Consider the following 22,555-nt stretch of genomic DNA (forward strand, 5'->3'; position numbering starts at 1 on the left):
CATCGCAGCACCGGCCGCGCCGGCTGCAAGCAGGACAAGTATCTGCATCCAGGCTTCGCCCGCCATCAGCAGAACAACCGCGACCACCACGGCAATCGACAGGCGCGGAGCATCCGGGCACAGGGTTTTGCCCATCTGCCAGACCGCCTGGGCAACCACGGCGACCACAAATAACTTAAGGCCGGTTATCCAGCCACCCTGCCCGGCATCCGGCCAGAGGCCAAGGCCGAGTGCAAACAGCGTCATCAACAATGCCGACGGCAGGGTAAAGCCAAGCCAGGCCGCTGCTGCGCCTCGATAGCCGCGCTGAAGGAACCCCAGGGTCAATCCCACCTGGCTGGAAGCAGGGCCGGGTAACAGCTGGCACAGTGCCACCACCTCGCCATAGGCCGCGTCCGACAACCAACGCCTGCGCTTTACGAATTCGTCATGGAAGAATCCCAGATGGGCCGCCGGACCACCGAAAGACGTCAGGCCCAAACGCAGAAATAATAGAAAAATGTGCCAGGCTGGCAGGGCCCCGGCATACGTCTCCCTGGTGAAGCTATCCTTGGTCATGGAACACTCTGATCGTGGCAACGTGTGTTAAGAAAGATGAACATTATGACGCTTCGGTTGCATCACTCCCAGTCCAGACCATAATGAAGGGACGGGTTGACCGGATCGTGACAGGTAACGTTTCCAACAACCAACAGGACCAGCAATGACCGCCCGGGCCCATACACCAGACAATCAGGATGACCTCCTGGAGTATCGCCTGAGCCTCCGCCTTGGCCCGGTACACGCGCGCCAGCGCCTGGGCATTGAGCGGGAAGCGGAAGCTCGTGTATTCGGCCCGGACCGCCATTCGTTCCACCTGGAAAACATCACCTCCGCTCCACGCTTCATCAGTGTTTGCCTGAAACTGGCCGGTTTGTTCCGGCGGGGACAGCACAACAGCCGCCGGCTGGACACCGCCCACAACCAGTTCCACATCCCTGGCCTGCCTCAGGCCTTCGAAGGCTTCCGCATACTGCACCTTACCGACCTTCACGTGGATATGGATGAAGCCAACCTGCAGGCCGTCATCCGTCAAATCGAGCCCCTCGAGTACGATGTGTGTGTGCTCACCGGGGACTACCGGCGCCTCACCTGGGGCTCGATTGATGGTGCCATGGATGGCATGGCCAGGCTGCGGGACGCTATTCGCGGCAAAGCCTACGCTGTACTGGGCAATCACGACAGCGTACGCATGGTTCCTGGACTTGAGGACATGGGCTATCACCTGCTGATGAATGAACATGCCGTACTGCAGCGTGGCGAGGACAAACTCTATCTGGCAGGTGTGGACGATGCCCATTTCTACAAGGTACACAACCTACACCGAGCAGGAGACGAGATCCCCCCGGGTGGCATCAGCGTATTACTGAGCCACACGCCGGAGATCTGGCGCGAGGCTGCCCATGCGGGCTACGACATCTTCCTGTGCGGCCATACCCACGGTGGCCAGATCTGCCTGCCCGGTGGCATCCCCGTGACCCTGGATTCCGATTGCCCCAGAGAACTCGGCCGCGGCTACTGGCGCCGCAACGGCATGCAGGGGTATACCTCACCAGGCGCGGGCACATCGGTGGTCAACGTACGGCTGAATTGCCCACCAGAGGTAACAATACACACCCTGACAAGGGGCCCCGGCTAAAGCTTGAGCTCAGTGCGGCTGATGGCGTATACCCAGGCGGTACAGTACGGGCGACAGCAGGATATTCGACAGCGTAAACAGCACCACGACAACCGCCACAATAAACCAGCCCAGGTCCAGCCAAAGCCATGCCAGAAGCATCGGCAGCAAGGCTTCGGGGATCTGGTCGAGCCCTGAGGCCCGGGCACTGGAGGCGAGCCCGGCACGACGCTTGATGAAACTGCTGATGATATCGCCAGCCAACCCCAGTAACCCGAACGCCAGGCCGAATATGACGCCTATCCCGGTGATCCACGCAAACAGGCAACACGCCAGCGCACCGGATACGATACCGCGCCAGGTTTTGCTGCGCCCCAACACCGGCCGCCCGTCCCGCCATAGCCTGTCACCATCTACAGGGGCCGACCAGCGCCGGCCAAACAGCCGGGCGGCCAGAACCGGTACGCCATTTGCGAGCACCAGCATCACGAAGAGCTCGATAGAAATCAGCAATCGGCTCAGTCTCCGTCAGGGCCGCCCTTTCGGCGGTTACTTACTATCAGGCAAGCCCGCCTTTGGTCAGCTTCAGCGGGTCCATCAGTTCCTCCAGCCGGTTGCGATCCAGGCCACTGCGCTCTTCCGCCACGTCAATCACCGGTCGTCCGGTCTGGTAGGCTTCCTTGGCAATATCAGACGCCAGGCTATAACCAATTTCGGGGTTGAGTGCGGTAACCAGTACCGGGTTCTTGCCGACTGCGGCATCCAGATGATCGGTATTCACCGTGAAATCCCGAATTGCCTTGTCACCGAGCATGGTCGAGGCATTGGTCAGCAGTTCGATCATGTCCAAGAGGTTCGCGCCTACCAGCGGTAACATCACATTCAACTGGAAATTGCCCGACTGTCCTGCCATGGCAACGGTGCTGTCCAGCCCCATCACCTGGGCCCCGACCATGGCTACCGACTCCGGAATCACCGGGTTGACCTTGCCTGGCATGATGCTGCTGCCCGGCTGTAGGGCCGGCAGGCTGATTTCCGCCAGGCCGTGAATCGGCCCACTGTTCATCCAGCGCAGGTCATTGGCGATCTTGGTCAGTACGATGGCCAGCCCACGCAGTTGGGACGACAAGGCCACGGGCGCGTCGATGGCACTCTGCCCCACGAATTTATGTTGCAGGGAGCGGAAATGGTAACCCGTATTGGAGGTGAGGAACTTGATGAACTGCCCTGGAAATTCTTCCAGTGCATTCACCCCAGTTCCTACGGCAGTCCCGCCCTGGGGTACGGCGAGTAAGTCATCAGCCGCGGCCTCAAGCCGTTTTTCCGCGGCAAGCAATTGCTCTCGCCAGGTTCTCAACTCCTGCCCCAGGGTGACCGGCATGGCATCCATCAGGTGAGTACGGCCGGTTTTAACCTGATTCGCAAACAACGCCTCACGCTCGTAGATAACCCCGCACAGGTGGGTCAGCGCCGGAATCAAACGCTCGTAAATGCCTGCCAAGGCGCTGACATGAATGGCCGTCGGGATCACGTCGTTGGAACTCTGGCTCATGTTGACGTGATCGTTGGGGTGAATCTCGACATCCTCCCTTGCTGCCAGGGCTGCGATGACCTCGTTCACATTCATGTTAGTGCTGGTGCCCGACCCCGTCTGGTAACGATCTATGGGAAACTGGTCAGCGAATTCACCGTTTATCAGGCGATCGCCAGCCACGACAATGGCATCCCTCAGATCGTTATCCAATAAACCGAGGCTGGCGTTGGCATCTGCGGCTGCCTGCTTCACTCTTACCACCGCCGCAATGAATGCCGGTGGCATCGGCAAGCCACTTACCGGAAAATTCTCTACGGCCCTCTGGGTCTGTGCGCCCCAAAGAGCCTCTTCAGGAACGCGCACTTCGCCCAGGCTGTCTTTTTCAGTCCTGAAATTCGTCATGACATCCTCCTCTGTTCACAGGCATTGGGGCTCACCCGTTTGGCGGTGACTTCAGTCTGACATGGTCGCAAATGCCGGTAACCTGATCAAAATTCAGGATCAGGGTATGAACCGTATTGGTATAGGTGTCGTGAAGGTGAAACTTGAAGCGATGTTGCTTCTCCCCCTGAAGGAAACCGTCATACTCCCGCACCAGCTCGCGCACGTCTCCTCCCTCGTCCCTCGACCAGGTAGCGTTGAAGGGACCAAGAACGGCGCCGCCAGACAGACAAACAGTCACTTCGTGATTGGTAAGGGCGTTTTCCGGAACGGACATAGCACACTCTCCTGACAAAACGAACATTGACAGAATAAAGTGTAGACCGTCATTGCGATTCTGAGTTCAGGGATGTGGCAAGACTGGATACCAGCGCCCGAAGACGGTTGGGCTTGACCGGCTTGTTGAGCACAGGCAGATACTGTGCACTGATGAGCCGGCGCGTTTCATCGCTGCGATCAGCGGTAATGATGGCGGCCGGTATATCATGACCAAAGTGACGCCGAACCGCGTACACCGCCTGACAACCCGTCAGGTTCTCATCCAGGTGGAAATCCGCGAGGATGATATCGGTGCCACTGCAATGCGCCACGGCATCCTCCGCACTGCCCGCCGTAGTGACCATACAACCCCAACGCTCCAACAGGGCTCGCATACTTTCCTGCACCGGCTCTTCGTTATCGATCACCAGAACACGCAGCCCGTCAAAGAACGCAGGTGCTGCTACCAAAGGTTCCCCTATCTGGCCACTGGCAGGCGCTTCGGTGAAGCGTGCCAGGGGAATGAGAACACTGAAGCAAGAGCCTTTGCCATGATGCGAATCCACACGGATGTCGCAGGCCAATACCCTCGCCATTCGCTCAACGATCGCCAATCCCAGGCCCACCCCCTGGCGGCCACCGCCCTTGGGCAGTATCTGGTGAAACTCCCGGAAGATATCCTCCAGCTTTTCCTGCTCGATACCCACGCCCGTATCCCACACCCCGATTTCCAGGTTGGGACCACGCTTGCGGGCCGCAAACAGCACGCCACCTTCACGGGTGTAGCGAAACGCGTTGCTCAACAGGTTACGGAGGATCCGTGTCAGCATTCGCGGGTCAGTACGCACGTAACCTGCGCCTGAGCGTACCCGGAAGTGCAGTTCCGCGTTCTCAGCCACCGGTTCGAATTCCTGGGCCAGTCCCCGCATCAGTTCGCCAATGTCGGCATGGACAAAGTCCGGTCGCATGGCCTTCTGGTCCAGTTTGGATATATCCAGAAGATCCGCCAGCAGATCCTCGGCACTTTCCAAAGACCGCTGCACACGCTGAACAAGTCGATTCTCGTCCGCAGGCAGATCGCTGTCCATCAGGGCGGACACCAGTAACCTGGCCGCATTCAGGGGTTGCAGTAAATCATGACTGGCCGCCGCGAGGTACTTGTCTTTGCTCTCATTGGCCTCCTTGGCGGCCTCTACAGCCACCACCAACTCCCGCTCCACCCGTTCGCGCTGCTCGATCTGGTAACGCAGCACCACGTTGGCGTTCTGCAGCTCTTCGGTGCGCTCCTCCACACGGCGTTCCAGATCCGCGTTGAGCTGGCGCAACTCTTCTCGCGCCTGGTGGCGCTCGGTGATATCGGCGACAAAGGCCTCCACCACTTCCGGACCGAGGTCTGGCCGCCGCAACAACGTGATTGCCACCTGCACTGGCGTATTGTCCGCGCGTCTGAGCCGGGTTTCCCTTGCACTGAGGCTGCCGTTGTCCAGCAACTCCTGCCGGATGGCATCAAACTCACCAGAACTGCAGAATAGCTGTTCGCGCAAGCGGATAACCCCGGCCACCAAGGCCTCGGCGCTGTCGTAGCCGCAAATCCGCGCCATGGCCGGATTGACGGCCACAAAGCCACCGCGGAGATTGGCCTGGAAGATGCCATGAAGGGCGTTTTCAAAAAGCCATTTGTAGCGGTTGCGCTCGTTTTCCAGTTCATCGATCCGTTGCTGCAGTGCCGGGTAGTAATTCTTGCGTACCGACTGGCTGCCAAGGCCGAGCAGATCGCCGATGTCGTAGTCAGCGTCGTTGGAATCAGAGGGCTTCTTCATAAACAACTTCGACGTCACGGCGTGAGGACTTGCGGGGATTGGTTAGGATGCATGGGTCCTGCAGCGCGAAGCCCGACAGGTAAGGGATGTCAGATGTGGTCACGCCCAGTTTGCCCAGTTTGGCCTCCAGCCCCACGGCCTGTTTCAACGTGATGATTCGCCCCATCAGGCGCTGTTTGATCACCGGTTTCGACATACCGCGGGTGTCGATATCCATGGCCTCCGCCACCCGCCGGAATCGATCCTCGGCCGAGGTGTAGTTGTAGGCCACAACGTGTTCCAGCAGCAAGGCGTTGCAAAGTCCGTGGGGCAAATCAAGGTACCCGCCCAGACTATGGGACATGGCATGCACCGCCCCCAGAATGGCATTGGAAAACGCCAGGCCGGCCTGCATGGAGGCCAGCATGATCTGCTCCCGCAAGTGCACGTTGGCGGTGTTCAAGACCAGCGGTTCCAGATGGCGATTGATCAGCCGAATCGCTTCCAGGGCGTTGGTATCAGTGAGCGGCCCACTACCTGTGGACACATAGGCCTCAATAGCATGCACCATGGCATCCACCCCGGTACAGGCCGTCAGGTAGGCGTCCATGGTTTCCGTCACTTCCGGGTCGATCAGCGATACATCCGGCACTACCGCCTTGCTGATTATGGAGAACTTGAAGCGTCGGTCCGGGTCGGAAATGATCGCGAACTGGGACACATCGGCGGACGTGCCGGCCGTGGTAGGGATCAGGATCATTGGCGGCGACGGCGAGGTAATGGTGTCCACACCCTCAAACTCGAGAATGTTCCGGCCATGGGCGCTGACGATGCCGATGCCCTTGGCGCAGTCCATGGGGCTGCCGCCACCAATGGCGACAATGACGTCACACTCATTGGATTTGTACAGCTCTGCCCCGGCCATGACTTCATCCACTTTCGGATTGGCAGAAACACCGGTAAAAACAGTGACACGAAGCCCGGCTGTCACCAGGATGTCCATGATCTCTGCAACCCAGCCAGCCTTCTCCACACCTGGGTCCGACACCAGGAACACGTGGCGGGCACCAACGTTGCTGGCGAAGTTGGCTACCGCCTTGCGTGAGCCGGCACCAAAGACAATCTCGGGGGACACAAACTTGCGCAGGGCAGAAATGTCGTAGCTCATGGGCGCTCTCTTCAGTGTTGCTGTTGTTATTGTATAGACCCTGAGTTTACCTTAAGCGTTACCCGCCATCATTCCACTTTTTGGCTATTTCGACAGTAGAAAGTGAGCAGGTTTTCCAACAGGGCGACCTGGTTTTTCCGCTGCTGGAAACCGTGCCCTTCATCCTCAAACCACCAGAGCTCCACTGGCTGCGCGTTCTGCTCCAGAACTCGTACCATTTTCCGGGTCTGCTCGGGCACGACCACACGATCCTCGCCACCTTGAAAAAAGATCATCGGCCTCCGGATGCGATGCGCCTGCTGAACGGGTGTACGCTCATGCCAGCGCTCAGGATAATCACTCGGCGCACCCAACAGCCAGTCCAGGTAGCCTGACTCGAATCGATGCGTCACCTCCCTCAAACGGGCCGGATCGCTAACACCAAAAAGACTGGCTCCGGCCCGGAACCGTGTACTGCGAGTCATCGCCATCAACGCGGTATATCCGCCAGAGCTACGGCCCTGTATAAACAACCGGCTGGCGTCCGCCCGGCCAGTGGCGACCAAATGGTCCGCTGCCCGTTCCATGTCCTCCACATCGGACTCGCCCCAGTTGCCAGCGAGTGCCATGCGAAAGCGGCGGCCAAATCCCGCACTGCCGCGATAATTGACATCGGCGACCGCAAAGCCATGGTGGCACCAGAACTGGACCTGCGGATTGAAGACCGGCCAGGCCGTCGACGTGGGCCCACCGTGAGCGATCAGGATCAGTGGCGGTGGGTTGTTTTCAGGCGAGCCACCGACGGGCGGATACCAGAATCCACCCATCTCCTCCTGCACCCCATTCGATGGCGGCACCTTGAAAGGCGCTGGCGCAACGATAGGCGTATCAGCGAACGGCGCTTCGCCCCCGGCCAGCAGGCGGACCCGCTTGGTTGCCAGATCCACCGCCAATACCGAGTCGAGCCGGGTCGCTGATCGGGCAATGCAATAAAGTTGGCCATCGAAGGCCGTCATATGCCGGAAGTCGTTGAAGTCCAACGCGACCCTTGCAGGTGATGACTCAGCAAAGCGCTTCAGCCATAGCTCGCCAACCCCGTTGACGTAACGTACCCAGGCCCAACCACCCTGCCCCAACGGACAAAAATGGCGTTCGCCCAATTGCCAGGGGGCACTTGCGTGATCCGCTGCTGTCGAGTCGATGCAAGTCCATTTGGCCTGTTCATCTGGCCATGAAACGTACCAGGTCTGCCACCATCCTTCGTGGTCCGACAGCACGTACAACGTTTCACCATCGAACACAGGCTGCTGCACGCTGCCTTCTTGTGATGTAGGCCAACAACGGGCGCGGACCAACACTCCGTTTTCATCAACATCCGCGGTCCACAGAACAGATCTCACCCAAGGCATATCCGGTAACGACCAACAAACCCATGCCATGCGTTCACCGCTGGCGGAGAGCGCCGGTGCGCTGTAAAAATCCTCGCTGTCGTGCAGGGGCACAATCTCGTTGTAGTCTCGAACCGCCACCAACTGCTGACAACCCGAACGTTCACGTACGGCCAGGGTGCGGTGATGAAGCGAGTCCCATACCAGCCCACCGAAGCTGGCGCCCGTATCCTGTGTTACGGCGTTTGTGGCGCCCGTAACAGGATCGATACGATGGATCTGCTGTTGGGATGCCTCAACTGCGTACACCGTGTCGTGCCCGGCGCACAGCGCACCTCCGCCGTAACCATTGACCTGACTGCGAATACCAAAAGTCGGAGGAGAAGCCCATTGAGGGCTCTCGTTACCCATTTTTCGGAGCAGGTTGTGACCGCTGTCAGGGTCGAACTCCAGCCAGAATACACCGGCCTGACTGGCAGCCACCCATCCTCGCTGGGTAAACGCCGCAGAAGCCCGTTCAGCTGAGAGCGACGGAGATCGGGGCCGATTCCAGGCATCAGCTCCGGAAGAACAACCGGGAGTTGTTGGTGTTGCGATAGGTCAGCTCCTCCAGCCCGGCGGTGGCGTGGTCCGCCGCCTGGCGGGCGGCGAGGATGCGGTCATGATGGGGTGATTTACTACAAACCGGGTCGGCGTTGTCGGCATTACCGGTCAGCAGGTAGGCCTGGCATCGGCAGCCGCCGAAATCCTTTCCTTTTTCGTCGCAGGACCGGCACGGCTCTGGCATCCAGCTGTCACCCCGGTAATGGTTGAAACCCGGGCTGTCATACCAGATGGAGTGTAGCGAGGAATCCCGTACATTGGGAAACTCAATCGGCAACAGGCGAGCACTGTGGCAGGGCAACGCGGTGCCGTCTGGCGCTACGGTGAGGAACAGGCTGCCCCACCCATTCATGCAAGCTTTTGGCCGCTCTTCGTAATAGTCCGGTGTGACAAAGATCAGCTTCATCGCCGATCCGTCGTCTGCCAGACGTTGACGATAGCGGTTGACCTCAGCCTCCGCCTTTTCCAACTGCGCCCTGGAGGGCATCAGCCCCTCCCGGTTCTCGAAGGCCCAACCGTAGTACTGGCAGGTGGCCAGCTCCACGTAGTCCGCTCCCAAACGGTCACAGAGGCTGATTATGTCGTTCATCTGATGGATGTTGTGGCGATGGATCACGAAGTTGAGCACCATGGGGTAACCCGCCTCTTTTACCGCACGGGCCATGGCCAGCTTCTGCTCGAAAGCCTTGCGTGAGCCGGCCACGGCGTTGTTCAGTTCCGGGTCTGAGGCCTGGAAACTGACCTGGATATGGTCCAGCCCGGCGTCGCGGAAAGCGTTTACCTTGGCCTCGGTGAGCCCCAGGCCGGAGGTTATCAAATTGGTGTAATAGCCCAGATGCCTGGCCTCTGAGATCAGCTCCGGCAGGTCCTGGCGCACCAGCGGTTCGCCGCCGGAAAAGCCCAGTTGGGCGGCTCCCATCTCACGTCCCTGGCGCAGCACCCTGACCCACTCTTCGGTGGTCAGTTCCTGCTGGGTCTGCGCAAAATCCAGTGGGTTGGAACAATATGGGCATTGCAGCGGGCATCGGTAGGTCAGTTCCGCCAGCAGCCATAGGGGCGGACCAATACCAGGGCGATCGCCCGCCGGCATGGTGTCGTGCTGACTCATGGAAACAGTATCCAGTGCTGCTGTTCGGCGTCCTTGAGGAAATCACTGACATCGTTTGCCAGGGATCCCGCATCGGGGAACTGCTGTTCCAGGATAGCGACAATATCGGCCACCGTGCGCTGGCCATCCACTTCCTTCAGCACCGCCCCGGCACTGTCGTTCAACCGCACCATACCTTCGGGATACAACAGCACATGGGCGTTTTGGGCCGGCTCCCACTGGAAACGGAACCCCGGGCGAAGGCGCGGGGTGCGCTCCATGAGCGTGACCACTACACCCCCCGGTGCCAGACTGGCTGGCTGGTTACGGTGTGGTACGGCGGCGTGCGGTGCTGATAAGCCATAGTCAGGGCATCCAACATAGACCATAAGATATCCAGTTTGAATTGAAGGATTTCCAGGGCACGGGCCTGCTGTGCCGCGGTGGTGAAGTGATCCAGGGTAATCGTCAAACCATGCTCCACGTCACGGCGCGCCTCCGACAACCGCTTGCGGAAATAGCCATAACCATCGGTCTGGATCCAGGGATAGTGCTGAGGCCAGCTATCGAGCCGGGACTGGTGAATCTCCGGCGCAAACAGTTCCGTCAGGGAGGAACAGGCCGCTTCCTGCCAGGTCGCCCGTCGGGCAAAGTTCAGGTACGCATCAACCGCAAACCGCACACCCGGCAACACGTGGCGCTGGTCGATGACCTCGTCCCGAGTTAACCCTACGGCTTCCGCCAGACTCAGCCAGGCCTCGATACCGCCTTCGTCGTCACTGTGGCCATCGTGATCCAGTACTCTTTGGAGCCACAACCGGCGCACCGAGGCATCCGGGCAGTTGGCCATGATCGCCGCGTCCTTGCGGGGGATGTTGATCTGATAGTAGTAACGGTTGGCGACCCAGCCACGAATCTGCTCCGGGGTGCAGTCACCGCCGTACATGGCTTTATGGTACGGATGGTGGATGTGATAGTACTGGCCTTTTGCCCGCAGGGCCTGCTCAAAATCCCCGCGATTCATGACGGTTGTAGCGATTGCGTTCACAGGGGCACCTCCATATGCAGATGCATGCCGTCAAACGACACCTCAATGCCATGCCTGGTCAGCAGGGCCCGTTCAGGCGAATCCTCGTCCAGGATCGGGTTGGTATTGTTGATATGGATAAGAATTTTCCTGCGCGCTGGCATGGCATCCAGCACGTCGATCATGCCGCCGGGGCCACTCTGGGCAAGATGCCCCATTTCCTGGCCGGTGCGGGTACCCACCTCGCAGCGCAACATTTCATCGTCGCGCCAAACGGTACCATCCACCAGCAGCGTGTCGGCTTTGCGCATCCACTGCAGAATCTGCTCATCGGGCTGCCCGAGCCCCGGGGCGTACATGACGGTTTCACCACTGCGGGTGTCTTCTATGAAAAGCCCAATGTTGTCACCCGGGTGGGGATTATTCCTGCGCGGTGAATACGGCGGCGCATTACTGAGTAACGGAATGGCCGTCAACCGCAACGCCGGGGCGCAGGGAATGGAAAAAGACTGTTGGTCGGTACAGGGTACTTCATGCCACTGGGGGCCACCGTTCCAATGGGTGAGCATGCGAAACAGTGGAAAGCCGCTGCTCAGATCTTCATGAACCTGGGCGGTACACCACACGTCCAGGGGCAACCCCTCGCGCAACATCAGCAAACCGGTGGTGTGATCCACCTGGCTGTCGCACAGCAACACCGCGTTAATTCCGGTATCCCGAAGCGCACGCGCCGGCTGCATGGCATCAAAGCTTGCAAGTTGAGCACGAATGTCAGGAGAGGCGTTACAGAGAATCCAGTGCACGCCGTCTTCGCTGATTGCTATGGACGACTGGGTACGTGCGCTGGCGTTCAGGGTACCTTTGCGGAAGCCATCACAGTTGGCGCAATTGCAGTTCCATTGGGGAAACCCTCCGCCGGCGGCGGAACCGAGGATACGAATCTGCATGACAGAAACTCCAGAAGCAAAATGGCCAGCGCACGAGGCTGGCCATTACTTCTCAGCGGTTGGCGAAGTACATGGTGACTTCGAAGCCGATCCGCAGGTCTTCATAGGCTGGTTTGGTCCACATAACGCTTACCTCTTGTGATGATTGTTGTGGCATTGAGGATCCGTTAACCGGTTGCCCGGTAACTCACTCTCAATCCTACCCAGTCCCCGAAAAGGCCAATATGGTACTTTGGCACTGATTTCCGCTCGATCCAGGCCGCGAAACTCATCCTTTCGGCCCATTCCGGTGAGCACCGGCTCAGACACAAAAAAAGGCCCTGGGAAGGACCTAAAACTGGCAGGAAGACCCATCCATCCCCACCAGTGAACTACAACCCGGTAGAGATGCGCCCCGGTCAGACACCGGGAAGGAATGTGCACATCCATGTGCTGACTCGCCACCGGGCCTGTGTGGGAGGGCCCGGGCACTACAGTCATTGGCGGGCTTAGAAGAAGCCCAGCGGGTTGATGTCGTAGCTGACCAGCAGGTTCTTGGTCTGCTGGTAATGATCCAGCGCCATCTTGTGGTTCTCGCGGCCAACACCGGACTTCTTGTAACCACCGAAGGCAGCGTGCGCTGGGTACTGGTGATAACAGTTGGTCCATACGCGGCCTGCCTGGATGGCGCGGCCCATGCGATAGGCACGGTTGATGTCGCGGGTCCAGAGGCCGGCACCCAGACCGAACTCAGTGTCGTTGGCGATGGCCAGGGCTTCTTCCTCGTCCTTGAAGGTGGTTACACCCACCACCGGACCAAAGATTTCCTCCTGGAACACACGCATGTTGTTCTTGCCTTTGAACAGCGTGGGCTGAACGTAGAAGCCATTGTTATAGGCATCGTCCATTTCCTCACGGCCACCGCCGGTCAGCACTTCCGCGCCTTCCTGCTTGCCGATTTCGAGGTAGGACATGATCTTGTCGAACTGCTCCTTGCTGGCCTGAGCGCCGACCTGCACATCGGTATCGAGCGGGTTGCCACGCTTGATGGACTTCGTGCGTTCAACAACCTTGGCCATGAACTCGTCGTACATGTCTTCCTGTACCAGCGCACGGGACGGACAGGTACAGACCTCACCCTGGTTGAAGAACGCCAGCACCAGGCCTTCCACACACTTGTCGATAAACTCGGGCTCGGCTTTCATCACATCGGAGAAATAGATATTGGGGGACTTACCACCCAGCTCCACCGTGGACGGAATAATATTCTCGGCCGCGCACTTGAGAATGTGGGAACCCACCGGTGTAGAGCCGGTGAAGGCGATCTTGGCAATACGCTTGCTGCTGGCCAGTGCCTGACCTGCTTCAATGCCGTAGCCGTTGACGATGTTAACCACGCCCGGTGGCAGTAGGTCGCCAATCAGATCCATCAGGATCAGGATACTGGCGGGCGTCTGCTCTGCCGGCTTCATCACCGTGCAGTTACCAGCCGCCAGGCAGGGCGCCAGCTTCCACACAGCCATCAGCAAAGGGAAGTTCCAGGGAATGATCTGGCCCACAACACCCAGCGGCTCATGGTAATGATAGGCCACGGTATTGTTGTCGATGGCGCTGGACGTATCTTCCTGGGCACGGATACAACCGGCAAAGTAACGGAAGTGGTCAACCGCCAAAGGAATGTCGGCGTTCAACGTCTCGCGAACGGCTTTGCCGTTATCCCAGGTTTCGGCGACCGACAGCATTTCAACGTTCTGCTCGATACGGTCGGCAATTTTCAGCAGGATATTGGAGCGCTCGGTGGTCGACGTCTTTCCCCAGGATGGCGCGGCCTTATGGGCGGCATCCAGAGCCACATCAATATCTTCGGCCGAGGAGCGGGGAATTTCACAGATGACATCGCCGGTCACCGGCGTGATGTTCTCAAAATACTGACCCTTGACCGGGGCGACCCACTCGCCGCCAATGTAGTTCTCATAACGGGGTTTGAAGGAGACGACGGAGCCTTCCTTACCAGGTTGTGCGTAGATCATGGTCTCGACCTCTTGTTGTGTTTGTCGCAGGACAACGCGGCCTTGCGCGTTTACCTATTCAATGTAGACCCCCAAAGCGGTTAGGTGAATGATTCGATAGAGGGGAAAAACTCATCCCTTGGTAGTAGATAAGCGGGGACTACGACAATCTAGCGCTTGCGCAGACAAAAAGGGCTGCCTTCCGGCAGCCCCCATCGAACGAACAATGGCCGTTCTATCGTCGAATCAGTTGCTCGCAACACGATCCTTCGGCAGCTTGAAGGTCCATACGGTGCCACCCTGATTGAAGTCCTTGACCACCTTGGCCACTTCGCCACCCCAGAGCGGTACCGCACCGCCCCAGCCAGTGGAGATGGACACGTACTGCTCACCGTCCATTTCCCAGGTCACGGGCGTACCGACAATACCGGTGCCGGTATTGAACTTGTAGAGCTCTTCACCGGTCCTGGCATCGAACGCTTTCAGGTAGCCCTCAGGCGTACCGGTAAAGACCAGGTTACCGGCTGTGGCCAGTACACCACCCCACAGCGGAGCCGTGTTGTTGTAGCGCCAGACTTCTTCACCGGTTTTCGGATCAATTGCCCGCAGTACCCCGATAAAGTCATCGTTTGCAGGCTTGATGGTAAAGCCCGCCCCCAGGTAGGCCGCACCCTTCTTGTAGGAAACCGGCTCGTTCCAGATGTCCATGGACCATTCATTGGAAGGCACGTAGAAAAGGCCGGTGTCCTGGCTGTAGGCCATGGGCATCCAGTTCTTGCCACCCAGGAACGCGGGGAAGGCAACGACGGTTTCACCCTTTTCACCATCTTCATCGGCCGGGTTACCCGGGCGACCATTCTCGGTGTTGTAGATCGGGCTGCCATCCTCATTCAGGCCTTCGGCCCAGGTGATCTTGTCCACGAACGGGAAGCCACGGATAAAGTCGCCGTTTTCGCGGTTCAGCACGTAGAAGAAACCGTTACGGTCGGCGGTGGCGGCAGCCTTGATGGTCTTTCCGTCTTCTTCATAGTCGAAGGAGATCAGCTCGTTAACACCATCGTAATCCCAGCCGTCATTGGGTGTGGTCTGGAAATGCCACTTGATGCTGCCATCGTCAGGGTCGATGGCGACGCGGGAGGATGAAAACAGGTTGTCGCCCGGGCGCAGGTGTGAATTCCACGGGGCCGGGTTGCCGGTGCCGAAGAACAGCGAGTCGGTATCCGGGTCGTAGGTGCCCCCCAGCCAGGGCGCTGCGCCGCCGGTTTTCCACATGTCGCCGGGCCAGGTCTTGCCGGCTTCGCCGCCGGAAATACCGTTCTCGATTTTCTTGCCGTCCTTGTAGACGTAACCCATGTGGCCTTCCACCGTCGGGCGGGTCCACAGCAGGTCACCGGTCCTTGGATCCCGGGCTTCGACCCTGCCCACAATGCCAAATTCACCACCGGACACACCAGTGATCAGCTTGCCCTTGACGATCAGCGGGGCAGCCGTCATGGAATAGCCGGCCTGGTAATCCGCCACTTTCTTGATCCAGACAGGTTTTCCGGAATCTTTGTCCAGGGCGACGAGTTTTGCGTCCAGGGTGCCGAAAATAAACAGGTCGTCGTACAGAGCACCACCCCGGTTGACCACATCACAACAGGGCATGATGCCATCCGGCAGGCGGGCATCGTACTGCCAGATTTCTTCGCCGGTGCGCGCATCAACCGCATAGGCGCGGGAATAGGATGCCGTCACGTACATAACGCCATCCTTGACCAGTGGCTGGGATTCCTGACCCCGCTGTTTCTCGCCACCAAAGGAGAACGCCCATGCCGGCTGAAGAAACTTGACGTTGTCGGTATTGAGGGCATCCATCGGGCTGAAACGCTGGCCCTGGACGCCCATGCCGTAGCTTACGATGTCATCAACGGTGTCCTGGTCATTAAGGATATCTTCATCGGTGACCGCGTGGGCCCCCAGGGATACAGCCAGCGCCAGCGCACTGGCGGCGAACTGTTTACCGAACGGATTCGATCTCATGGTTGCGCTCTCCAAAGTCTCTTGTTGTCAGTGTATGCAGCGAACCGGGAATTTTTCCCGCCTCTGATCCACATTCTTGGCCTCACCCGCAATCGCAACAATTAATCGCCAGCACAGGTTTTCTCATCACTTGGTAGTAAGACCCCCACATCGAGTAGGGTGAGGCGACACCGCCTCATCCCTCTCACAGAACCGTACATACGGGCCACGTATACGGCTCATGCCATTAACTTACCCCGAACTCGGGAACAGTGATGCCGGTTTTGACCTTCGTAAGATCCATCAACTTCAGGTCATTGTGCAAGTAGGTGTTGGGCAGGGCCAGACTGGCCAGTGGGGACGCCGCATTGCGCCAGCTTTGCATCTTGATGTGCCGGAACGGGGGCTTGTAGCCCAGCTGTTTCAGCCTTCGATGCAGCCGGCTCGGCTTCTTCCACTGCTTGAACTGGATGCAGCGCAGTCGCCGCCTTAACCAGCTCATCACCTGCTTCAGCACCCGCGCGCAGTTGGCTACCCGGAAGTAGCTGGCAAAGCCCCGTAGCACCGGGTTCAGCTCGCGGATGATCGCCGCAAGCCCGATGCCCCGGTTTCGCTTCGTCAGCGCTTTCAGCGTCTGCTTGAGCTTCACCACCTTCTTGTCCTGGATGCGGGTGTAGTTCATGTGGATCACCACGCCCAGGAACTTCACCCCCTCATCGCTGTGGGCGATGTGGGTTTTGGTGGCGTTAACCGTCAGCTTCAGCTTCCCTTCCAGGTAGCTTTGGGCCACCCGTAACGCATTCTCCGCGCCCGCTCGTGAACCGCACAGGATCAGGATGTCGTCCGCATAGCGGACGATCCGGTGACCCCGCGCCTTCATGAACTGGTCGAAGGCGTCCAGATAGACGTTCGCAATCAGCGGACTGATCACGCCGCCCTGCGGGCTTCCCAGCTCCGTGTCTTCAAGGTGGTACCCCACCATCACCCCGCTTTCCAGACACTGGCGCAACAGTGACAGAACACTGCCGTCCGTGATCCGTTGGCGGAACTGGCGGATGATCAGATCGTGGTTTAACGTGTCGAAGCATTTCGACAGGTCCATATCCACAACCCAGTCACGACGGTAGCGGCGGATGAACCGCTCCGCCTTGCCAATGGCATGGTGACCACTGCGTCCCGGACGGTACCCGTAGCTCGACGGGTGGAAGTCCGGCTCGAAGATCGGTTCGATGATGCTGCGCAACGCCTGTTGCACCACCCGGTCCCGAACCGTCGGAATGCCCAGCAGACGCTCACCGCCGTCATCCTTGGCGATGGCTACGCGTCTGACTGGCTGCGCCCGATAGCGCTTTTCCTTCAGCTCGAGCAACAGGCACGACAGCTCCACCTCCAGATCCGCCTCAAACGCACTCAGGCTCTGCCCATCGATTCCGGCCGCGCCCTTGTTGCGTTTGATGTGTCTGAAGGCTTCATACAGGCGCTGTTTTGACAGCAATTGCCCGTACAGACTGTAGTATTTCCTCATGCCTGCTCATCTCTGTGGTGACGGCTTCGAGGATCGGTCTGGCTGCCGGTCTGTTTCAAGCAATCCGTCCGGGTACTAGCACTCTGGCAATCTGCCGCCACGGTATCGCTTTACTCCCTTGCCCGGAGAACACCGAAGCCACTACGTTCCCGCAGCACCTCAATGCACGTCCCTGCCCCGTCGGGCAGCTTGTGAGCGCAGCGTCCACCTGTTCGCTCGTCGTCCGTCACTCTCGTTAATGACTTCCGCCCTTCGCATCCGACCAGAGCTTTTGACCCTGGCCGGTCCGCTGAACCTCCGCCAGCGGTCGTTCCGGTTTTGTCCTCCACGCTGTTACCAGGCTTCTCAGGCCGGAACTTCCTCACTACTACGGCATCATCTGCCACCTCGCACCGACTGCGGCCTCGGCTTTCGCCTTGCGCCACAGCCTCCGGCGTCGCCGGATTCGGTGTCAGGCTTCCCCGGTTACTGCACCGGCTCCCTGTTAACGATGCCACCCTCAAGCACAGCCCAGGTCTGACTGAGTATCGGGCTTCGCGTTATTTTGCACGCTGACCCACCTGGACTGCCGAAACAGGTTCACTTGCGTTGTGTACCGTTAACTTCCTATGGCTTCCTTCAGACCCCACCGTTGGCCAGTGACGCCCTTGCCAGTCGGATTGTCTTCCCCTCAGTCGGGGTGACGCCACCTTCTTTCAGATGGCCGGGTTTGCCGGCTTCGCCGGGCAAACAAAAAAGCCCGCGCGTGGCGGGCAAGGCAGACAGTCACCGGTTTATTCAGCCTCTTCCTCCGGGCCAAGAATCTCGTCGTAGTATCCGGGGCGGTTGTAGGAAAGCCCATGGCTGGCATAAAGCTCCGCCATCTCTCCAGACCTGACCATGCGATCGACAATCGCTCCGATGGCATAACCCAGGGCCCGATGGGTATGGCGCACGGCCAGGCCTACGTCCCACACCTGTTTCGTTATGCCCGGGAAGCCGTTGCCGGCCTTGGTGAAGCCGTTTCCCGCATGGTCTTCAAGTTGATGCTCGATCTCCGCCCGCATGCCCATGACACCAGCAACCTCGCCTTGCTCCATCGCCTCGAACGCTTCGCCAACGTTCGTATAGTGGTGGACCTGATTTCTGAGTCGCCCGCCGAAAGCGGAGGTAAGATAGGTGGCTGGAAGCGTATCGATTTCCACGCCAATGGGGTGGTACTGGAAAACGGCAACCGTTTCGACCCCGTCCAGGCGGTTATTGTCAAAGGCAATCTGCCAGCGCTCCTGCTGGTAGGGCCCGAAAAACACCACCTGCTCGTTGATCATCTCGCCGGTGGAATCCCGCATGTACTTGAAGGTACTGTCGTAGGGCACCCGCATCATGATGTCCGCTATGCGGGTTTTCGCCAGGTAATGCCCCTTCCAGATATGGTTGCGCAGATCGTCACCCAGGTTTTCATCCGGGATAATCCAGTAGGGCCGAAACTCTACACCCAGCCCTTCTGCGATCCGGCGACCCAGCTCTGCATCTACTCCTCTGGCCTCACCATCGACCTCATAGGAATAGGGTGGAAAGTCTTTGTACATGCCGACATTCAGATAGCCTGAGTCCTGCACGATATCCAGGGTTCGGTCCGGAATCAGACTGCGGGACTGTTGAGCCTGCACCTGACTGGCGCCCACCAGCAGCACTACCAGCATCAGTGCGTGCAAAGCTGACTTCATAAACTCACCTCCCGGAAATTCCAGCCTTGAAGAATGCGCTTTACCCTTGATTCAGACTGGGTTATTCAGGCTGGGGGACCGACTCAATGTAGGTCTTGATGGCCCAGATGGCGGTCTGATCCAGGTTGTCCTTGAACGACGGCATGCCTCGCCCGGTGCCGTTCATGACACGACCGATAAAATACTCGTCATCCCATTCCGTCAATTCCCTCAGGTCAGGAGTCAGTCCACCGGACATGGCTTCAATACCGTGACAAACCGCGCAGTTTCCTGCGTAACCGCTCTTGCCCACCTTGACGGCCTCGGCATGCTTGTCGCCGTGCTCATTTCCCTCTCTGAAGGGATTTTCTGTCAGCGCTTCCTTGCCAAGATTGGGTAAGTCACCGGTGTCCACTTCCTGGGGGGTAACATCCCCATGCGACATGGCAAAACCAGCCGTCGCCAGCAGGCCGGCGGCAACCAGGGCCTTTAATGAAAAAGAAACTGACATGTTGTTATACCTCTGTTTTGAATCTCCGTGCGCTGGCCATTAGTTGTGAGCGCATTGCCAGCTACCTGATTCAAGTCTAGGAACACGCCATTCCGATCAGAATGCCACTTTGGCGCCTTCGTTCTAGTTCCTTGGTAGTAGGCGTGCAGAAGCGGCGCCAAAGCACGAGGCTATGAAGCGATCGTGAGAAATTGGCCACGTTTCAACCACACGCAAGCCTGACGGGAACTTTTCCCGGTTTTTATCGACTTTTTCCCGATATTTTCATGATTTTTTCCGTCGCCTTCGTGTTCGCTGCGGGCTAATACTCTGACCGTCAACGCGAGTCAGACGCGTGAATGACAACAAAAACCAAGGGGAAATGAACATGAAACCAAGACATCACAAGTCGGCCATTGCCAGAGCGGTCAGCCTGGCAGTGATAGTAGGCACTGCCGGAGGCCTTTCCTTGCAGGCCAACGCAAAAGACGTCACCTGGGAGGACATCAAGAACGACGCCGAAACCACCGGAGATGTTCTCGGCTATGGCATCGGGCCCAAGGCCCAGCGGTACAGCCCGATGACAACGGTCAATACCGATAACGTTGAACGCCTGGTGCCCGCCTACTCCTTCTCATTCGGCGATGAGAAACAACGGGGCCAGGAGTCCCAGGCACTGGTTCACGACGGCATGATTTACGTTACCGGGTCCTACTCCCGCCTTTTTGCCCTGGATGCCCGAACTGGCAAGAAAGTGTGGGATTACAGCCACCGACTTCCCGAAGGTATACGGCCCTGTTGCGATGTGGTAAACCGCGGCGCTGCCATTTTCGGTGACAAGGTTTTCTTCGGCACCCTGGATGCCGGCATCGTTGCCCTGAACAAGGACACCGGTGAAGTCGCCTGGCGGGAAAAGTTCGCGGACCACGAGGCAGGCTATACCATGACCGGCGCACCGACGCTGATCAAGGACCAGAAGACTGGCAAGGTACTGCTGATTCACGGGTCTTCGGGCGATGAGTTCGGTGTTGTAGGCAAGCTCTTTGCCCGGGACCCGGACACCGGCGAGGAAGTCTGGATGCGCCCCTTCGTAGAAGGACACTATGGCCGCCTCAACGGCGAGAAAAGTACTCCGACCGGCAATCCCGACGCCCCAAGCTGGCCTGACGATCCCGACACCGAAACCGGCAAGGTGGAAGCCTGGAGTCACGGTGGCGGCGCGCCCTGGCAGAGTGCCAGCTTTGACATTGAAACCAACACCATCATTATCGGGGCAGGCAATCCCGCTCCCTGGAACACCTGGAAACGCACCTCGCCGGGCGGCGACCCCCAGGATTACGACAACCTTTATACCTCCGGCCAGGTGGGCGTTGACCCTTCCACAGGGGAGGTGAAGTGGTTCTATCAACACACACCCAACGACGCCTGGGATTTCTCCGGCAATAACGAGTTGGTGCTTTTCGAATACGAGGATGACGGAGAAACCGTGAAGGCCACGGCCCATGCCGACCGCAACGGCTTCTTCTACCTGGTGAACCGGGAAAACGGGGAATATATCAACGCCTTTCCGTTCGTAGACAACATCACCTGGGCGGAACGCATTGGCGAAGACGGACGCCCGGTAGAAGCAGAAGGCCAGCGCCCACCGCCCCTTGAACCGGGCGAGACCCAGGGCGAAGCCATTGAGGTTTCACCCCCCTTCCTGGGCGGCAAAAACTGGAACCCCATGGCCTATAGCCAGGACACTGGTCTGTTCTACATTCCGGGCAACCACTGGAAAGAGGACTACTGGACGGAAGAGGTTACCTATAAAAAAGGTGCGGCCTATCTCGGACAGGGATTCCGGATCAAACGCATGTACGACGATCACGTTGGCATCCTCAGGGCCATGGACCCGCTTACCGGAGAAGTGGAATGGGAACACAAGGAAAAGCTGCCACTCTGGGCAGGCGTGCTGACCACCAAGGGCGGCCTGGTCTTCACCGGCACCGGAGATGGTTATTTCAAGGCGTTTGACGCAAAGACCGGCGAGGAACTCTGGTCCTTCCAGACAGGGTCGGGGATTATTTCATCACCGATCACCTGGGAAATGGATGGTGAACAGTACATTGGCGTGGTCTCCGGCTACGGTGGCGCAGTCCCGCTCTGGGGCGGCGACATGGCGGAGCTGACCAAGCCAATTTCCCAGGGTGGGTCCTTCTGGGCCTTCAAACTGCCCTCCTGGTCACAAGCCTCCCGCTAAAGCCTACCCGGCATTGACCCGGCGCCTTGCGCCGGGCATTTTTCAACATCCCGCAAATGGGTATTTGGAGGGACTCGATGATGAAACCACACGTGCTTATCAGCCTGATGGCTGCAAGCCTGCCACTGGCAGCCGCCGACTATCTTGCAGATATCGAAGATGTGCCAGTTATCAACGGCTGCAGGCTGCAGCCCGAAACGACCTGTCCGGGCGCTGACCTGCGCGGTGCAGACCTGTCAAACATGGATTTACACTCCGCTAACTTCAAAGACGCCAATCTTGAAGGGGCCACACTCAATCACAGCAACCTGCGAGGCGCACGACTCGATGGAGCCAACCTCGAGAGGGTAACCGGCCTGAGAGTGAACCTCTACCGTGCCTCCATACGCGGCGCCAATGTCACCGGGACAGACCTGCGTGGAGCACAGGCAGAATACCTGTTCGCTCAGGGTTCGGACTTTTCGGGGGCGGATCTCAGTGGCGGCAACTTCGGCTTCTCGCGCTTTTCCGGGGCTGTCATGAAAGGGGCGACTCTGGACTATTCAACCTTCGAGATAGCCTGGCTGCCCAAGGCCAATCTCGAGGGCGCAAGTCTCATAGGCGCCAACCTTCAGGAGGCCAAATTCGGTAATGCCAGCCTGGCGGATGCCGATATGCGAGACACCCGCATTCACTATGCAACCTTTGTGAACACCTTTATGGAAGGCTGCACCGCCTGCCCCTTTGACTGGTAAGC

Annotated in this window: 20 protein-coding genes; 3 read left to right on the top strand and 17 right to left on the bottom strand. The window is 58.7% G+C overall.

Going from position 1 to position 22,555, the window contains the following annotated elements; all coding sequences use genetic code 11:
• Nucleotides 1–558 (bottom strand): chromate transporter (locus B3M52_RS13520; RefSeq protein WP_286749677.1); only part of this gene is annotated, 558 nt, incomplete at its 3' end.
• Nucleotides 559–703: 145 nt separating this feature from the next.
• Here B3M52_RS13520 and B3M52_RS13525 point away from each other — a divergent pair.
• Nucleotides 704–1,678, top strand: a complete 975-nt coding sequence (locus B3M52_RS13525; protein ID WP_075194302.1) for a metallophosphoesterase — start codon at nucleotides 704–706, stop codon at nucleotides 1,676–1,678.
• Between the two features lie 9 nt (nucleotides 1,679–1,687).
• Here the strand turns inward: B3M52_RS13525 and B3M52_RS13530 are convergent, their stop codons facing one another.
• The 16 genes from B3M52_RS13530 to pedF form a co-directional block, all read right to left on the bottom strand.
• The gene (locus tag B3M52_RS13530) at nucleotides 1,688–2,170 is read right to left on the bottom strand and encodes a CDP-archaeol synthase (RefSeq protein ID WP_075194301.1); all 483 of its coding nucleotides are present in this window, start codon (nucleotides 2,168–2,170) and stop codon (nucleotides 1,688–1,690) included.
• A 46-nt stretch (nucleotides 2,171–2,216) separates the two neighbouring features.
• Nucleotides 2,217–3,593: a class II fumarate hydratase gene (locus tag B3M52_RS13535; RefSeq protein ID WP_286749678.1), complete on the bottom strand. Its 1,377-nt coding sequence runs from the start codon at nucleotides 3,591–3,593 to the stop codon at nucleotides 2,217–2,219.
• A 31-nt stretch (nucleotides 3,594–3,624) separates the two neighbouring features.
• Nucleotides 3,625–3,909, bottom strand: coding sequence for a hypothetical protein (locus B3M52_RS13540; protein ID WP_036206012.1), 285 nt, complete (start codon nucleotides 3,907–3,909; stop codon nucleotides 3,625–3,627).
• 49 nt (nucleotides 3,910–3,958) lie between these two features.
• Nucleotides 3,959–5,710, bottom strand: a complete 1,752-nt coding sequence (locus tag B3M52_RS13545; protein WP_286749680.1) for a PAS domain-containing hybrid sensor histidine kinase/response regulator — start codon at nucleotides 5,708–5,710, stop codon at nucleotides 3,959–3,961.
• On the bottom strand, nucleotides 5,694–6,857 hold the full coding sequence (gene ercA, locus B3M52_RS13550) for an alcohol dehydrogenase-like regulatory protein ErcA (protein ID WP_036206008.1): 1,164 nt from the start codon (nucleotides 6,855–6,857) through the stop codon (nucleotides 5,694–5,696). Before ercA ends, B3M52_RS13545 begins: the two co-directional genes overlap by 17 nt.
• 68 nt (nucleotides 6,858–6,925) lie before the next feature.
• A complete protein-coding gene (locus B3M52_RS13555) occupies nucleotides 6,926–8,707 on the bottom strand; it encodes a S9 family peptidase (protein WP_286749681.1) in 1,782 nt (593 codons plus the stop codon).
• 73 nt (nucleotides 8,708–8,780) lie between these two features.
• On the bottom strand, nucleotides 8,781–9,935 hold the full coding sequence (gene pqqE, locus B3M52_RS13560) for a pyrroloquinoline quinone biosynthesis protein PqqE (protein WP_286749682.1): 1,155 nt from the start codon (nucleotides 9,933–9,935) through the stop codon (nucleotides 8,781–8,783).
• Nucleotides 9,932–10,195 carry a pyrroloquinoline quinone biosynthesis peptide chaperone PqqD gene (gene pqqD, locus B3M52_RS13565; protein ID WP_075194481.1) on the bottom strand — a complete coding sequence of 88 codons (264 nt, stop codon included), beginning with the start codon at nucleotides 10,193–10,195 and terminating at the stop codon, nucleotides 9,932–9,934. Before pqqD ends, pqqE begins: the two co-directional genes overlap by 4 nt.
• An 11-nt stretch (nucleotides 10,196–10,206) precedes the next feature.
• The gene (gene pqqC / locus B3M52_RS13570) at nucleotides 10,207–10,938 is read right to left on the bottom strand and encodes a pyrroloquinoline-quinone synthase PqqC (protein WP_178380755.1); all 732 of its coding nucleotides are present in this window, start codon (nucleotides 10,936–10,938) and stop codon (nucleotides 10,207–10,209) included.
• Between the two features lie 20 nt (nucleotides 10,939–10,958).
• Nucleotides 10,959–11,888: a pyrroloquinoline quinone biosynthesis protein PqqB gene (gene pqqB / locus B3M52_RS13575; RefSeq protein ID WP_286749683.1), complete on the bottom strand. Its 930-nt coding sequence runs from the start codon at nucleotides 11,886–11,888 to the stop codon at nucleotides 10,959–10,961.
• A gap of 52 nt (nucleotides 11,889–11,940) precedes the next feature.
• Nucleotides 11,941–12,012 carry a pyrroloquinoline quinone precursor peptide PqqA gene (gene pqqA, locus B3M52_RS13580; RefSeq protein ID WP_007153157.1) on the bottom strand — a complete coding sequence of 24 codons (72 nt, stop codon included), beginning with the start codon at nucleotides 12,010–12,012 and terminating at the stop codon, nucleotides 11,941–11,943.
• Nucleotides 12,013–12,376: 364 nt separating this feature from the next.
• Entirely contained in the window at nucleotides 12,377–13,897 is a 1,521-nt protein-coding gene (locus tag B3M52_RS13585) for an aldehyde dehydrogenase family protein (RefSeq protein ID WP_286749684.1), read from the bottom strand.
• A 225-nt stretch (nucleotides 13,898–14,122) separates the two neighbouring features.
• On the bottom strand, nucleotides 14,123–15,898 hold the full coding sequence (locus tag B3M52_RS13590) for a PQQ-dependent methanol/ethanol family dehydrogenase (protein ID WP_286749685.1): 1,776 nt from the start codon (nucleotides 15,896–15,898) through the stop codon (nucleotides 14,123–14,125).
• Between the two features lie 226 nt (nucleotides 15,899–16,124).
• Nucleotides 16,125–17,402: a group II intron reverse transcriptase/maturase gene (gene ltrA, locus B3M52_RS13595; protein WP_286749686.1), complete on the bottom strand. Its 1,278-nt coding sequence runs from the start codon at nucleotides 17,400–17,402 to the stop codon at nucleotides 16,125–16,127.
• Between the two features lie 773 nt (nucleotides 17,403–18,175).
• On the bottom strand, nucleotides 18,176–19,108 hold the full coding sequence (locus B3M52_RS13600; RefSeq protein ID WP_286749687.1) for a substrate-binding periplasmic protein: 933 nt from the start codon (nucleotides 19,106–19,108) through the stop codon (nucleotides 18,176–18,178).
• A gap of 61 nt (nucleotides 19,109–19,169) precedes the next feature.
• On the bottom strand, nucleotides 19,170–19,598 hold the full coding sequence (gene pedF, locus B3M52_RS13605) for a cytochrome c-550 PedF (protein ID WP_248181419.1): 429 nt from the start codon (nucleotides 19,596–19,598) through the stop codon (nucleotides 19,170–19,172).
• Nucleotides 19,599–19,959: 361 nt separating this feature from the next.
• Between pedF and B3M52_RS13610 the strand changes: the two genes are divergently transcribed.
• Together B3M52_RS13610 and B3M52_RS13615 are read left to right on the top strand one after the other, a co-directional pair.
• Nucleotides 19,960–21,819 carry a methanol/ethanol family PQQ-dependent dehydrogenase gene (locus tag B3M52_RS13610; protein ID WP_414673601.1) on the top strand — a complete coding sequence of 620 codons (1,860 nt, stop codon included), beginning with the start codon at nucleotides 19,960–19,962 and terminating at the stop codon, nucleotides 21,817–21,819.
• A gap of 77 nt (nucleotides 21,820–21,896) precedes the next feature.
• Nucleotides 21,897–22,553, top strand: a complete 657-nt coding sequence (locus B3M52_RS13615; RefSeq protein ID WP_339666329.1) for a pentapeptide repeat-containing protein — start codon at nucleotides 21,897–21,899, stop codon at nucleotides 22,551–22,553.
• The last annotated feature ends 2 nt before the right edge of the window (nucleotides 22,554–22,555 follow it).

It is taken from the genome of Marinobacter sp. UBA2688, from assembly GCF_002352785.1.
Classification (GTDB): Bacteria; Pseudomonadota; Gammaproteobacteria; order Pseudomonadales; family Oleiphilaceae; genus Marinobacter; species Marinobacter salarius.